The organism is Amycolatopsis sp. NPDC051758 (genome assembly GCF_044453095.1).
Lineage (GTDB): Bacteria > Actinomycetota > Actinomycetes > Mycobacteriales > Pseudonocardiaceae > Amycolatopsis.
The window spans coordinates 231,446-245,163 of the sequence record NZ_JBITCJ010000008.1 but is presented as its reverse complement, the minus strand read 5'-3'; the positions used below and the strand labels follow the sequence as shown (position 1 = coordinate 245,163).

General features: G+C 67.3%; 13 protein-coding genes. 3 read left to right on the top strand and 10 right to left on the bottom strand.

The features are described from left to right. Window positions 1–33 precede the first annotated feature (33 nt). Window positions 34–3,765: a DUF4365 domain-containing protein gene (locus ACIA5G_RS34160; protein WP_395930766.1), complete on the bottom strand. Its 3,732-nt coding sequence runs from the start codon at window positions 3,763–3,765 to the stop codon at window positions 34–36. A gap of 508 nt (window positions 3,766–4,273) precedes the next feature. Here ACIA5G_RS34160 and ACIA5G_RS34155 point away from each other — a divergent pair. Together ACIA5G_RS34155 and ACIA5G_RS34150 are read left to right on the top strand one after the other, a co-directional pair. Further along, window positions 4,274–4,987 (top strand): hypothetical protein, encoded by a 714-nt coding sequence (locus ACIA5G_RS34155; RefSeq protein WP_395930764.1) that lies wholly within the window; start codon window positions 4,274–4,276, stop codon window positions 4,985–4,987. Between the two features lie 148 nt (window positions 4,988–5,135). Further along, on the top strand, window positions 5,136–5,660 hold the full coding sequence (locus ACIA5G_RS34150; protein WP_395930762.1) for a GNAT family N-acetyltransferase: 525 nt from the start codon (window positions 5,136–5,138) through the stop codon (window positions 5,658–5,660). On the opposite strand, the gene ACIA5G_RS34145 is transcribed toward ACIA5G_RS34150, so the two are convergent. From ACIA5G_RS34145 to ACIA5G_RS34115, 7 genes are read right to left on the bottom strand one after another with little or no spacing between them, the layout of a single operon-like run. Beyond that, complete coding sequence (locus ACIA5G_RS34145) at window positions 5,650–6,144, bottom strand: NUDIX hydrolase (protein WP_395930760.1); 495 nt, start codon at window positions 6,142–6,144, stop codon at window positions 5,650–5,652. The two genes, ACIA5G_RS34150 and ACIA5G_RS34145, sit on opposite strands and share 11 nt — an antisense overlap. A 56-nt stretch (window positions 6,145–6,200) precedes the next feature. Further along, window positions 6,201–7,016 (bottom strand): endonuclease/exonuclease/phosphatase family protein, encoded by an 816-nt coding sequence (locus ACIA5G_RS34140; RefSeq protein WP_395930758.1) that lies wholly within the window; start codon window positions 7,014–7,016, stop codon window positions 6,201–6,203. Continuing rightward, the gene (gene tmk / locus ACIA5G_RS34135) at window positions 7,007–7,639 is read right to left on the bottom strand and encodes a dTMP kinase (protein ID WP_395930756.1); all 633 of its coding nucleotides are present in this window, start codon (window positions 7,637–7,639) and stop codon (window positions 7,007–7,009) included. Before tmk ends, ACIA5G_RS34140 begins: the two co-directional genes overlap by 10 nt. Further along, complete coding sequence (locus ACIA5G_RS34130; protein WP_395930754.1) at window positions 7,636–8,742, bottom strand: radical SAM protein; 1,107 nt, start codon at window positions 8,740–8,742, stop codon at window positions 7,636–7,638. Before ACIA5G_RS34130 ends, tmk begins: the two co-directional genes overlap by 4 nt. Window positions 8,743–8,761: 19 nt before the next feature. Then, entirely contained in the window at window positions 8,762–9,022 is a 261-nt protein-coding gene (locus ACIA5G_RS34125; protein ID WP_395930752.1) for a hypothetical protein, read from the bottom strand. Continuing rightward, the gene (locus ACIA5G_RS34120; protein ID WP_395930750.1) at window positions 9,019–9,849 is read right to left on the bottom strand and encodes a Scr1 family TA system antitoxin-like transcriptional regulator; all 831 of its coding nucleotides are present in this window, start codon (window positions 9,847–9,849) and stop codon (window positions 9,019–9,021) included. The genes ACIA5G_RS34125 and ACIA5G_RS34120 overlap by 4 nt, the downstream gene beginning before the upstream one ends. A 55-nt stretch (window positions 9,850–9,904) precedes the next feature. Beyond that, the gene (locus tag ACIA5G_RS34115; protein ID WP_395930748.1) at window positions 9,905–10,375 is read right to left on the bottom strand and encodes a hypothetical protein; all 471 of its coding nucleotides are present in this window, start codon (window positions 10,373–10,375) and stop codon (window positions 9,905–9,907) included. A 246-nt stretch (window positions 10,376–10,621) separates the two neighbouring features. On the opposite strand from ACIA5G_RS34115, the gene ACIA5G_RS34110 reads away from it, so the two are divergent. Continuing rightward, on the top strand, window positions 10,622–11,608 hold the full coding sequence (locus ACIA5G_RS34110) for a hypothetical protein (RefSeq protein ID WP_395930746.1): 987 nt from the start codon (window positions 10,622–10,624) through the stop codon (window positions 11,606–11,608). Window positions 11,609–11,612: 4 nt separating this feature from the next. Here the strand turns inward: ACIA5G_RS34110 and ACIA5G_RS34105 are convergent, their stop codons facing one another. Together ACIA5G_RS34105 and ACIA5G_RS34100 are read right to left on the bottom strand one after the other, a co-directional pair. Beyond that, a complete protein-coding gene (locus ACIA5G_RS34105) occupies window positions 11,613–12,500 on the bottom strand; it encodes a 1-aminocyclopropane-1-carboxylate deaminase/D-cysteine desulfhydrase (protein WP_395930744.1) in 888 nt (295 codons plus the stop codon). A gap of 20 nt (window positions 12,501–12,520) precedes the next feature. Further along, window positions 12,521–13,711, bottom strand: a complete 1,191-nt coding sequence (locus ACIA5G_RS34100) for an amidohydrolase family protein (protein ID WP_395930742.1) — start codon at window positions 13,709–13,711, stop codon at window positions 12,521–12,523. Window positions 13,712–13,718: the final 7 nt, after the last annotated feature.

The following is a 13,718-nucleotide window of genomic DNA, read 5'->3' as shown; positions in this document are numbered from 1 at the left end:
CCGTCCGCTGGCTGCAAGCACCTCGCGCATCCGCTAAACGGCTGCTTCGCCAGCATCAGCTCGTAGCCTCGCAGTTAGCTGCTGAACCACTTGATCCGAACGATTGATTCCGTTCTCCGCCAGGACAGTGCGCGCCGCGGGCAATACTTCAAGGGGGTCCCTGATGTCGCCGAGAGCGGTGGCGAGTCGCCGTGCCGTCCGGAAACCACCGACCAGATCATCAAGCGCTGGCTCAAGTTCCCAACCGAGCAATGCCAAGTTCGCGAGGGCCTGACGCTGCTCAGCCGGTGTCGGCTGGGCACGGGCGGCGCCGAGCATGGCCGCACGTTGCCAGTTCGGCAGCTGAGCCGGTTCGGCTTCGCGTACAGCCGGGTAGAGCCGATTCATGAGCAGCCCGACCGGATCCTGCTGCCACCCCCACCACGACGGACGTTCTATGGCGAGGGCGGCCGCAGCGGGGACCCAGCCGTCCGCCTCGGCCTGGTCCAGGAGCTGCTCCTCACTCACCGGCAGGTCGACCACGAATTCGGCGTGGAGCTCACCTACTGTCTTGGCGGTGGCGTCGAGCACCGCGTCGATCTCATCTGAGGTGTGCGCGGATTCGAGCCGGGTGTCGCGCAGCACTTCGGCCATGGCCATCGTGGAAAAGCACGAGACGCCGACGCTCCGGGCCAGTCTGCGCACGGCCAGGTCATCGCACCATAAGGGCATTCCCTCTTGGGCGGCGACTTCGATTGCGGCCAGCCACGGTACGGCTCGCGCGCGTTCGGAGTTGTCGCCGAAAACGGAGGTAGTACCGACGGGGCGGATGGAACAACGGTGCGCGAGCGCCTCGACGGCGGCCGTGCGGTCTCGTACGAACTGATAGTGCTCCTCGTTACGCTCGTAGAACGTCAAGCTTCCTTCTGCTGCGCTCGAACCCAAACTGCCGACGCTTCCGGCGAGGGTGCGTGCTTGGAGCGCGGCACGCAGCACGTCATGGTGGGCTGGAAGAGCTAGGATCAGTTCGCCGACCTGTCCGGACACGGCATCGGCGTCCGTCAGTTGTGACAGCACCAGCAGGGTGGAGATGTCGACGACAGCGGGCCGGCCTGCCGATGCCGTTGCCGCGTCCACCTCGGCCTGATGTTCGGCGTCATCGACCGCGACGGCGACCAGCAGGCCAGCGGTTCGCTGAACCAGCGCTGATGTGTAGCTGCGGCCGATGCTCAGGGCGAGCATGCCCGCGGGTACCTGAGCACGGGATATCTGGTCGGCCAGGCCGGCTAGGTGCGTTTGGTCAGGTCGGCGAACGATCGGCTCAACCTCGGCGAGGAACTCCTCGGGGGAGGTCGTGGACAGGATCCGCATCCCTGTGGCATCGCCGTGTGTCTCGTAGAGCGTGTTAAGAAGTTCGAACGCTCGCCGGTGCAGATTGCCTCGTACAACTGGCCGATCATCTGGAGGATCCGGGATCGCATCGAGGGCATCGTCGTCCGTGTACTCGCCGCCGTTCTCGGGCACGGTGCCACGGGTGGCGGTCACCAGGTGGGAGAGTAGAAAGGTCGCCAGCTGTGCGTTGTCGGCGAAGTCCGAAGCAAGCTCGATAGCTCTTTCGGCGAGTTCGTCATCCCAAGCGAGGGAAGCCATCGCCTGTGCCCAGAGCTGCGCTTCTTCCTCGGATCTGACTCGAGGCTGGTGACGGGCCACAGTTGCCGCAGCGCGGGTTTCTCCGCCACCGTTCAGTTGAGCCCGGACGAGGTTCCACACCACCCCGTCGGGCGGCGGCGTCTGGTAGGCGACTACCTGCGCCAGGGTCGACTCCGCCCGTGCCCAGTCCTGGGCTGTGGCCGCGATGTCGGCCAGCCGGGTAGCCAGTTCGACTCGTTCCGCGGGGCGGTCCTCAGCCTGCAATGCGTCCTGCAGCGCGCGGTCAGCTCGTTCGGCCGTCGCGTGCTGGAAGACGAGCAGCGCGTGAAGGGTGAGGAACCTAGGAGAGCGAAAGCGCTGGGCGGCCGACGCGCTGGCTGCTATCGCCTCGTCCGGGCGCCCGACCTCGACCAGAGCGTGGACGAGTTGCTCGGCTGCGGCGGGATCTTCGGTCGAAAGCGAGCGCAGAAGCGAAAGGCCTTCCGCCGTGTTGCGGCGGAACGTAGCGATGGCCCGGGGCAAACGGTCCGTTCCTAGCGGGAGGGCTCCGGCCCGGATGAGCTCGTCGAGTTGCGCTGTTGCGTCGACGCCCAAAGCGGCGAGGCGGTGGGTTGCCATGACGGCCGCTTCGCCGTCGTAATCGGATCGGGCACGTGCGAGGTGCGGTGTCCAAAGCGCTTCGGCCTCGGCAGCCGGCAGCTCGAGGAGGCCGAGCCGGAGGCGGGCGATTTGATCCTCGACGTTGTCGGTCATCGCGGCTTCGATCGAGGCGACGAGTTCGCTGTCACCGGACCCGTGCGCAGCAGTGAGGGCGAGGCGCCGCAGGACCGGATCGTCGGCCTCGTCGGCGTTCGCAGTGCCGAGCGGTGCTGGGAGCAGCATGTTGAGGACGGCGCCGAACTGGCCTCTGATCATCAGCACTCGGGCCAGCAGCGCCAGGAGGCCTCGGGTTTCGCCGCTCCATTGTCGGCGCTGGGTGACTGCCGCCTGCAGCAGTTCGGCGGCTCGCGCCAGGTCACCGGCTTGGGCCTCGGCGGTTTCGGCGCGCCGCGCGCAGATCAACGCGACTTTGGACATGGCTGCGGCATCATCCGGTTCTAGAGCAAGCGCACGCTCGGCGTGGCGCGCAGCTTTGGGCAGGTCGTCACTCTGGAGAGCCTGATCGGTGAGAAAGTGCTGGACCGTCGAGTTCGCCTTCGCCCCTGCCGCGGCCAGAACGGTGTCGGTGCGCCATGGCGAGAGGTCGCCTTCTGGTACCTCCAGGATTGCCTCGACGACTGCCACGACGACCTCGGCGCCGCCACGTCGTCGGGCCTCCTCCAGCAGTTCGGCTGCTCGCGTCCGATCCACCGCGGCGATGTTGGCGGCCGCGGCGGCCAGGCGCCCCCCGGCCTGGTCACCGCCATCTTCGGCGGCGATCTCCCACGCCGCGGAGCTCTCGGTCATGGCGTCGTGGTGCGAACAGAAAGATGCCAAGGCTCGCCACGGCCAAGCGTTCGAAGCCTGCATCCAAAGCGGTCTGGTGGAGATCAACGCCTGCGCGGTTCCGGAGGGATTTGTCCGGCCTTCGGCCAGATGCTGCGCAACGAGAGCACGTTGGAGGCGAGCAGCAGACTCGTCCTCGAGCAGCCGGCGGACAGGAGGCGGCAGGAGCTCGAGGTTGGACTCGTATCGCTCTATGGCTCGCTGCTCGACGCCGCTCGCGGCCAGGAGCCAGGGCTCGGCGGCGGTACTCAGTGTCTGGTTCTCGGGCACGGTGACGGCGTAGCGCTTCCCGGTGCGCCGTTCGACCGAGGTGTGGATCCGCTGCCAGTAGATCGCGTCGCTTTCCAGGTCGATGAACACAACCATTACCGGAAGTGCGTGCCCCAGCCATAAGCGGCGTTTCGTTTCGTCGTAGTAGAACGCCCAACCACCTTTGACACGCCTGAAGTGCGAGGGCCCGGACTTGATCTGCACGGCGATCAGGCGCCCGGTGCCTCGTCCGTCCTCGTCGGCGATCTCGACGTGGCCGTCGATTCCCTGGTCGACGACGGTCTGTTCGCGGAAGATCCACCCGAGATCCCGCGTCACGGCGCGTTGGAAGAGCCCGAGGCCCTCGCGGTCGACCAAGGCGGTTTTGGTGTTGCCTGGCACGGGAGAATCCTAGACTGCCTGTTAACCGCTCGATCATACGAGCCGACGGCAATCGTCGGAATGATCGTGTTTTACAACCGGCCGATGGCGCTACGGCAACCCGGCCGGTGTACGAAGCGGTCGGCCGTGCCTTACGCCCGTTCCGGATCCGCGCGCAGCCGGCCGCCGTCGGGGTTGGCCAGCATCGGCTGGACTCGGTTAGGCGCGTCAGAGGAAGCACAGCAGCCATGGCCGGCCTCCCGAAGTGGGGGCCATCGCCTCGCAGGACGGCAACCCGGTTGGCCCTATACTCGCCGTGTTTACCTGGGGCACCCCCTATCGGTGACGGTGGGTACGGAGCTGAGCGCCGTGCGCTGCGGCGGCCTGGCGGGGTGAGGTTGCCCGGCTCGACTTGACAGCGCCCGCGCCGTCTCGCAGTATCCGAACAAGTGTTCGATGTGTGTTCGGGTGCGCTCGTGTCTTCCCTGCGGGTGTCTCCGGTGCGTGTTCGTGGTGCTGGAGGTGCGTGGTGGCGGTGCCGGAGGCGGTGGCCGGGCTTGCGGCGATCCCGGGTGTCCGCACGGCCGCCGAACTGAAGCAGCCGAGCTCCGAGGCGCCGGCCGCGGCCGCGGCCGGGTCGGAGCCGGTGACGCCTGCGCTCGCCGAGCTGCTGCCGGGAGGTGGGCTGCGGCGTGGCACCACGTTGTCGGTCTCGGGCTCGACCGCTCTGGTTCTGGCTTTGCTCATCGAGGCGACGCAGCAGGGCTCGTGGGCGGCGATCGCCGGGATGCCGGAGCTCGGGGTCACCGCGGCGGCCGAGCTCGGTATCGACCTGGAACGATTCGCGCTCGTGCCCAACCCCGGGGCCGAGGTCGTCGCGGTCGTGTCGGCGTTGATCGATGGGTTCGACCTGGTCGTTCTAGGCCCGGGCGCCGTGCGAGGAGTGCAGCCGCAGCTGGCCCGCAGGCTGGCCGGGCGGGTTCGCAACCGGGGTGCGGTGCTGATCGCCGCCGGCGCGTGGCCGGGAGTCGACCTTGAGCTGCACGTCTCGCGACGCAAGTGGCGTGGCCTGACCGACGACGGGTTCGGCCACCTGGAGTACCGCGACGTCGTCGTCACCAGCCGCGGCCGCGGCGGCGCAGCTCGTCCGCAGACCGTTGCTCTCCAGCTGCCCGGTCCGGGAGGTGCGACCGCCGCGGGCCGTCCGCTCGCCCGGCGCGGCCTAACCGAGGCCGCCGGATGAGCCCTTCAGTCTGGTCAGGTGCTATCGGTCAGCGGCGCCTCGCCCGATGATCGGCGATCAAGCCGGCGGCGCGGTCCGATCGGGCGCGCGCAGGGAATTCGGTGAGCTGATTCCGCTTCGGCCATCATCCGGCCAGCCGGCTACCTGCTTGCGCGGGCATTGGCTGAACCTCGATCTCTACGACAAGCTTGCGCCCTACAGCCATCGCTACCGGCTGCACGCCACCCTGTGCGAGGTCTGCCGCTCGATGGAAGCCTGCGACCCCTCCAAGCGGCGCCTCGCCGAATGGGCCCACTTCGACGTCACGAGCCCGCGGGCGTTCGACCCAGCGTTCGGCGACGGACTGCTCCTCGTCGTCCGCGAGCCACCGCCTGGGACGCTGGCCGGCCAGATCGACCTCCACCTCGACCGCGCGCAGGTCGCGACCGCGACGCTTAGCATCTGCGTCCCGTGCCGGACCGCCACCCTCGACTACGTCCACGTCGTCGCGGGTTACCGGTTGCTCGGCTACGGCCGCACGCTCGTCGCGGCCGCAGTAGCCCGCGCTCCCGCCTACCGGTGGACAGCCCCGCTACCCGACGGACCGGTGGCCCAGTCGTTCCGGGCGCGCATCGCCATGCGCCGTGCAGAACCACCGTGCACCCACCGCGGTGACGGCGAGGTCAGGCGGTAAGAGCCGGGGGAGTATCGGGGAACCGGTCATCGAGGAGAGCCTCGAGGAGCTCCGGCAGCTCGGCCGGGAGCAGCTTGTCCTCGCACCCGCCCAGCGCGACGGCCGGCCACCAGCGGCGTTCGATGAGGCCGGCGCGCTCGTTGGCGGTGTGCCGGAGAGCGACCTGCGGCGCGTCGTGGTCGGTGTGGGCGAGGTAGACGTGGTCGAGGCGGTGGTGCTCGCGGCCGCGGTAGGTGAACCGGCTTTCGCGTGTCCAGAGCTTGCGGCCGATCTCGTCCAGGACGAGCCCGGTTTCCTCGGCGATCTCGCGGCGTGCGGTGTCTTCGAGCTTCTCTCCGGGGTCCTGCCCGCCGCCGGGGAGTTCCCACCAGCGGTGGCCGGGGTCGTCGGGGTCGCGGGCGTGGATGAGCAGGACCTCGTCGTCACGGTTGAGGAGCAGGACGCGGGCGCCGACCCGCAGGGCCGGTTCGCTGGCGGCGGTCATCCGGTGGGTCCTCGTGCTCGGCGGCTCCATGGCGGCCGGGCGCGAGTACCCCAGGTTCAGAAGAGCGTTGCCTCGTGGTCCGCGGCCGGGTCGGACGTTATCAGCGGAGCGGTCGCGGTCAGTGTCAGTTCGACGGCGAGTCCCGAATGGTCCGTCAGCGCGGCGCCCCCGGATCGGGTGTCGTGCACGTAGGAGCAGTGCGCGACGTGTTCGAGCAGCGCGGTCGAGGCGTGGGCGTGGTCGTAGCGGTAGCCGAGGTCGGCGCGGCGGGCCCAGCTGTGCTCGACGGCGGTCGGCTGCAGCGCGCGGAAGGCGTCGGCGAGTCCGTGGCGCTGGGTCAGCTCGGTGTAGAAGGCGGTCTCGAACGGTGCGAACTGGCCGGGATGCGGTGGGACGTGGCCAGGCTCGAGGACGTTGAGATCGCCCAGGAGGAGGACTGGGGTGTCGTCGGCGGTGGCCTCGTAGGCTTGGTGGAAGGCGTCGATCCACGTGCGTTTGCGGGTGGTCTTCGCCTCGGTGGCGTCGCGGGAAGGGACGTAGGCGCCGAGGATCCGCATCGGCCCGCGGTCGGTGTCCACCACGATGCCGGCCAGCCGGGCGGGCAGGTAGGTCATCGCGGCGCCGATGGGATCCACCGTGGACTCGAGCTTGGCCAGCAGCATGACGCCGCGTTCCTTGTCGGGGTGCTCGGGGAAGGTGACTGACCAGCCGGCGTCGGTGAACGAGTCGGCGATCAGGCGGGTGCCGGGCCCGGAGCCGGTTTCGGTGAGCACGAAGACGTCCTCGCCGCGACGGGCGAGCCAGTCACGTTGACGGCGGGCCCGCTCCGCCGCGGGGTTGCCGACGTTGAGGGTGAGGACGGTCAGGGGCATGCCGGGTTCTCCGTGAGGGTGCGGTGGATCAGGTCGATGATGGTGCCAGCTGTCGTGCGGGGATCGTCGGCGCACTCGATGACCTGGACGGGCCAGCCCTGGTCACGCAGGAACGTCGTCGCCGCCAGGTAGCCGTACGTTTCGCGGAAGCTGCTCCCGGTGGCGCGCTCGAAGCGGCTGTGCCCGCCTCGAGCACGGAGGCGTTGTTCGACGGCTGCCGGAGCGGCGCTGAGCGTGCAGACGAGGTCGGGGCGGTACACGTCGTGGTTGAGCGCCCAGACGACATCGAGGGGAATGTCGTCGAGCCCTTGCAGGACCAGCGACGATGCCACGTAGCGGTCGCAGAGCACGATTTTGCCTTCGGCCAGGGCTGGGAGGATCTCGCTGGTTAGCTGGTGGTGCCGGTCGGCTGCGCAGAGGCAGGCTAGCGCCATGTCGCGGTAGGTGTCGGTGCCGTGGCGGGCCAGCTCGCCCAGGGGAGAGCGGGACGGTTGGATGGTGGCGTGCGCGGGGATGCCGTCAGCCTCGAGGAGCTCGGCGACCAGGGCGGTGATCGTCGTCTTGCCGACGCCGCCGGGTCCTTCGAAGGTCACCAGCTTGCCCGGCAGGCGCGGCGCGCTCATGCGACGTCCAGGGGCAGCAGGCGGCGGGTTTCGGCGGTGACCGGGCACAGCTCGGCGTCGACGTCGCCGATGCGTCCGCCGGCCGCGACGACCGCAGCCGGGCATCCTTTGCCGCAGTCGGATTCGAGGCTGCAGGACGTGCAGGTCGGGTTCGCACCGACTTTGAATCGGTCGTGGAAGCCGTAGTTGTCGAGACGGGCCGCCAGGTCGCGGTCGGTGAAGATGTTGCCGACGATGAAGTCGGTGTCGGGATGGCGGGAGATCGGGGTCCGGGCGGCGAAGACGAGGTACGGGCAGACGGTGACCTCGCCCGGGGTGAAGACGTAGATGATCGTCCCGGCCTCGCACCCGGCCAGAGGCTTGCGGCCCGTGTTGGGGAAGCGGATGTGAGCGATGTCGAGGTCGGGGCCGTCGAAAGGCGCGGTCAGCTCGAAGATCTCCTGCATGTGCATGGTGGTCTTGGCCAGTTTCCGCTGGGATTTCACGCCACGTCCCATGCTGCCGAGAGGGTTGAGCAGGACGTAGCGGGCCCCGTTCTCGCGGGCGAAGGCGCACAGCTGCACGTACTCGTCGTTGGCGGCCAGGGAATTAGGCGTGCATAGCAGCCCCTGAAGCAGGCCGGCGGCGGCGAGCTTGCGGACGTTGGCCACGGTGACGTCGAATGAGGCGCGGTCGCCGCGGAACAGGCCGTGGGAGTCGGCGGCGAACCCGTCGAGGGAGACGTTGACGTGGACTCCGGCGGTGGCGAGTTGTCGGATGAGCTTGTCGTCGAGTTCGGTGGCGTTGGTGCAGATGCCGACGTCGATTCCGGCGTTGCGGAAGGCGTGCACGATGCCGAGAAAGTCCGGGTGGATGGTCGGTTCGCCGCCGGTCAGTGTCACCCGCCGGACTCGGGCGTCGGCCAGTCGCGGGACGACCTTCTTCACGACCTCGGTCAGTGGCATGTCTTTGCCGTGTTTGGTTGCGGAGACGAAGCAGTGCGCGCAGCGCAGGTTGCACCGCTCGGTGATCTGGACCAAAGCCTTGCGGTACGGGCTGTCGACGGTGGTGCGGAAGTAGCAGCTCGACGCCTGCTCGTCGATGGCGATCGGACGGACGGTCATCGTTCGGTCCTCCAGTGTTTCAGCGGATGCGAAGCCGGTCCTGCTGGAGCGGGATACCTTGGTCGAGGCGGTAAATTCGGTCGCAGCTCTCACATTGCCGAGGGATCTGGCGGCTCCGGCGCGCATGCGACGGCCGGAACTGGACAGCTCCGGACGCGCCGCAGAGCATGGTGATGGGCTGGCCGGGTTCCGAGAACTCGGCGATCTTCATCCGGTGCCACTCGCCGTCGATGACGGGACGGGTGGTCTGCTGATCGACGTAGATCACCGCGGTCGTCACGACGCCTGCCTTTCGACTGAGTCGCTCCACTGCTCCACAGTCATAAAGTCCTTGATGCCTTGCCGCTGAAGGGCCCTTGCGGTGTCGCTGTATCCGCCGACCAGGACGGCGTCCGTCAGGTATGAAGTGCAGTAGTTGTGCCGCAGTGCGACGGCGAACGCGCCTGCCCCGAGCTCGAATAGCGTGAACGGGGACATTGACCGTGATGCGCGGACGGTCGTCGGAGCGACCCGGATGGTGATGTGCTTGAGCTTTTCCGACGCGCGAAGGTGCGCGATCTGTTGCCTGGCAGCGTTCGGATCGTTGCGAAGGTTGTCGAGCGCCTGCTCTCCGATCATGAACACGTACTGGCGGGTGCCCTCGTCCAAGGTCTCGTGGCGGAACTGGCGATGAAATCGCTCTTGCTCCAGACGGTCCGAGCGCGTCAGCGGGATATCGACGACGGCGTCGCCACACGTGGGCGTTTGGAGGAGATCCGGGATGGCGAACGGCGCCCATTCGACGATGCGGCTCGCCAGCTTTTCGTATGCCCACAAGAGGTTTACGAGGCGTGACGACGACTGATCGATGAAGTTCCGGTCGCTGAGGTGCTCGGAGATCTCCAGGATCTGGTCGAACTCGGAACCGCCGACTTGCAGGCTGCCGAGCAGTCGCGCCGCGACTGTTGGCTTCGGCTCGTGGGTGCCGAGTTCCCAGTTCGAAACACGTGACGGGGAAACTCCAAGCTGGCGGGCAAGTTCTCGTACGCCGAGCCCTTGGCGTTCACGGGCTTCTCGCAAGCTGGTGCTGACAGCAAGCAGGGCAGGCTTGGTTATGACTGGTGCCACGGTGATTCCTTTGCTGAGCGTCGCCAGATGGCATGAGGCGGCTTGTGTTTGTGGTTCAGGCTGCCGAGTTCGCATTCGTGGTAAAACTTCCACGCTGATCGTCGGGACCTGGCAGGCGACGCAGTCCGTGAACCACCCGGCTGAGAAGCACATGGTGAGGTTGCTCGGCCAGAGCGAGGTCGCCTGCATTCGGCCATCGATGAGCGGCAGTAGAAGACCTGCTCGAAGGCTGTCGCCCGCGTGCCGCTGGTACTCCTTGATGCGGCGGGAAGAAGGTTTCGGTGGTCTCGTCATCGGCCATGGGGACTTCGTGTTTGCACCAGCCCGCCTGCGTGTATTCGGGCAGGGTCGCGTTCTGGCGAAGGAGCTGGGCGACCGAGGTGTGGTCGTCGAGGTTGTTGTGCTGGCCGTGCGGACGAGCGAACCGGGCCCACAGCCACCAACCGAACAGCAGGATGGCCGCCAACCCGACAGCGCATCCGCAGGCCACGCCTGCGACGTTCACTGTTCGGGCCGCGCTGTCCATCGTTAACTCCTTCGGGTGGATGGCGTCGGTGCCTACGTGGTCCGTCGCCGGGGTGTATGGACCACAAAACAGCAGATCAGGCCGGTGAACCACCCAGTTCGACGGTGATCTTGTTGCGCAATTTGTCCCTGTTGAACCGGGAGATTCTGCGCCATAATCCAGGTCGGATACGGTGCACGGAAATCCAGATGAGGAGCCTGCTCGATGCCACCCGCAACACGAAGCCTGCGACAGGAGCAGCGGCAATTGTCCGCTGAACTCCGTACCCAGTCAAAGACATGGGTCGAGATCGCACAAGTGTTTTCCAAGCGGTACAACGTGAACATGCGGGTGGCTCTTCGTCTGGCGCGCGATTGGAGCCAACGCGATGTCGCGGAGCACTGGAATTCCCGATGGCCCGAAGACCCCAAGACCTTCAAGAACTTCTCGTATTGGGAGCTGTGGCCGGCCGAGACCGGGCACGCGCCTTCTCTGGTCGTTCTTGGGAACTTGGCGGCGCTCTACGAATGCAGTGTCGCCGACCTGGTCGCCGACGCCGCGGACTTTCGCGCATCCGATCTCGCGCACAAGGCACGTCAACAACTGATTGATCTCAGGCCACCGGAATCTGGAGGGCTACAGGATTTCGTCGACCGCCTCGATGGCATCGACGTTCGTGATCTTGCGCAGATGGCGTCGACTTGGTCGCATACCGGGGGAGACGGAGTCAGCCGGCGATCGATGCTGTTGAAGGTGAGCGCGGCCTTGTCGCTGGCGTCGGCGGGATGGGCACTCGGGATGGAGCCGACGGCCGCCGCTGATTCATCGGAAGCTGGGCAGCTGGCCGGGGACGGCCTCTCTGGAATCTGGTTCAGCCAGTACAAGTATCCCAGCTCGGGTCGACAGAAGGTGCTTACGGGCGAACACTACGTGGTGTTGCGGGAGCACGGCGCTCGTCTGGTGGCCCAGGGCCTGCCGCATTCGACGGGATCACGCTTGCGGATCGAGCTGAACAAGGACATGGCGGTCGCCACCGGTACCTGGCGTGAGCAGACCTCACCGACCGGCTACTACAAGGGCGCCGCTTATCACGGCACCCTGCAGCTGGTCGTCGATCCGGCCGGGCGGCGGATGAGCGGGATGTGGCTCGGTTTCGGACGGGATTTCGCCATCAACAGCGGAGAATGGCGCCTGGAGCGATGCGGGTCCGACACGTCGCAAGCCGCCCAGGAGATCTTCCACGGCAAGGTGTAGCGGCTTAGCTCAACACCGCGACAACACGTGTCCCTGGTTTGAAACCGCCGGCTTCTGCGCGCGCGAAGAGCCCGTAGAGCATCTTCGCCTCGTAGACCCAGTCGAGAGTGATTCCGTGGCGATCACTGAAGTCTTCGATGAAGCTGTCGAGCGTTGGACGACGCTTCGCGTAGCCGCCGAAGTGGAAGTCGACGTCCACGTCCCAATTCGTCGTAGCAGCGCCGAACGCATCGAGCTGGAGGCGGCGAACCTCATCCTCGAGGAACCGACCGCCCTTCAGTACAGCAAAACCGAGCGCGCGTTGCGGGCCTGATAAGGCGGCCGCGATCCCAGCGAGGGTTCCGCCGGTTCCGGTGGCGCAGCAGACGAGGTCGAAGTCCGTCGCGATCTCGCCGACGAGCTCTGCGGTGCCCCGTACAGCCAGGCCGTTGCTGCCTCCCTCGGGGAGGACGTAGCACGGCCCGAACTCGCGGTTCAGCTCAGCCACAACGTCGGTTTCGTCTTTGCGTCGATATGTCGTACGGTCCAAATAGGTCAGTGTCATCCCGTGCGCACTGGCGTAGGCGAGCGAGTCGTTGAGCGGTTCGTGCTTCTCGCCGCGGATGACGCCGACGGTCTCGAACCCCAGGTGCTCGCCTGCAGCCGCCGTCGCGCGGATGTGGTTCGAATACGCGCCGCCGAACGTCAAGAGTCGCGTGAAGCCTTGGCTCTCAGCTGCTTCGAGGTTGTAACGGAGCTTCCGCCACTTGTTTCCCGGTATGTCCGAGCTGATCAGGTCGTCGCGCTTGACCCGGAGGTGAACGCCATGGTGGTCGAGCCGCTCGTCATGCAGCTCCACGACCGGGGACGGCAGTTTGACAAGGCCGGCCATCCTGTCTTCGATGCTGCTCACGCAGGACACTTTAGTGCTGTCTATCGTTCGTGCTGCTCTAGTGGATCCGTGACGACCTGACCTTGAGCCACCACGAGCTCGAGACAGCTCAGTAGCCCCAGGTCGCTCAGGGGGTCGCCTTCCACGACGAGCAGGTCCGCCGAGAGGCCGGGCGACAGCTGTCCCGTTGTGTCTCCGATGCCCAGCGCTTCCGCGCTCGTCATCGTGGCCATCTCGATGACGTGCTCGCGGTCGAACCCCAGGTGCTCGTAGAGCTGGAGGGCGCCGGCGAAGTCATCGAACCCTGAGCTCCCCGCGCCGGCGTCGGTGCCGGGAATCATCCGAATGCCGTGCTCGGCCATCCACGTGAACCGGTCGGCCACCAGGTCGGCGCGGGCGGCCCCGAGGCGGTTCATGAAGCCGCGCCAGTCCGAGGGCCAGGCGACGCACGCAAAGATGCCGCGCTCGGCGATCTTCGCGGCGACGTCGTCGCGCAGGTCGTAGCCGCCTCCGCCTTCGCGGAGCCAGGTGCAGTGCTCGATGGTGGTGACGCCGGCATCGGCGGCCGCGGCGATCGCGTCCGTGCCGTGCGCGTGCGCCGCGACCGGCAGCCCGGCCTTCCCGGCTTCGTCGACGATGGCGGCCAGCTCGGCGGTCGTGAACTGGCAATCCGACATCGAGGGGGAGTTCGGGGTGACCTGGCCGCCGGACGCCATGACCTTGATGACGTCCGCGCCCAGCGCTGCGTTCTTCCGGACCTGCGCTCGGAGCTCGGCTTCGCCGTCGGCTGCGCCGCCGAGGAACCAGCAGTGCCCGTTCGGCACGGTGATCGGCGGTCCGGACGCGACCACCCGCAGACCGTGCGCCTGTCGGTCTCGGAACTCGATGGCGAGGCCGTCGCGGTCACCGAGGTCGCGGGCCGTGGTTACGCCAGAGCGCAGGAGCTGGTCGGCGCGGCCGGCCAGCTCCGTGTGTGTCGCCTCGGCAGAAGCCTTCACCGGGTCGCCGGCAGCATCGAATACGAGGTGGACGTGGCAGTTGATCAGACCCGGCAGGATGGTCCCGCCGGGGAAGTCCTGCCGTTTGGCGGTGGGCGAGGCCAGACGTTCGACGTCCGCGCGCGGGCCGACAGCGAGGATCGTGCCGTCCTGGAAGAGCACGGCACCATCGCGGATCCGCTGTCCGGCCGGGCCAGGGAGAACTTGGTCGGCCGTGAGGAGCTGCTGGAGCACAGTCGGG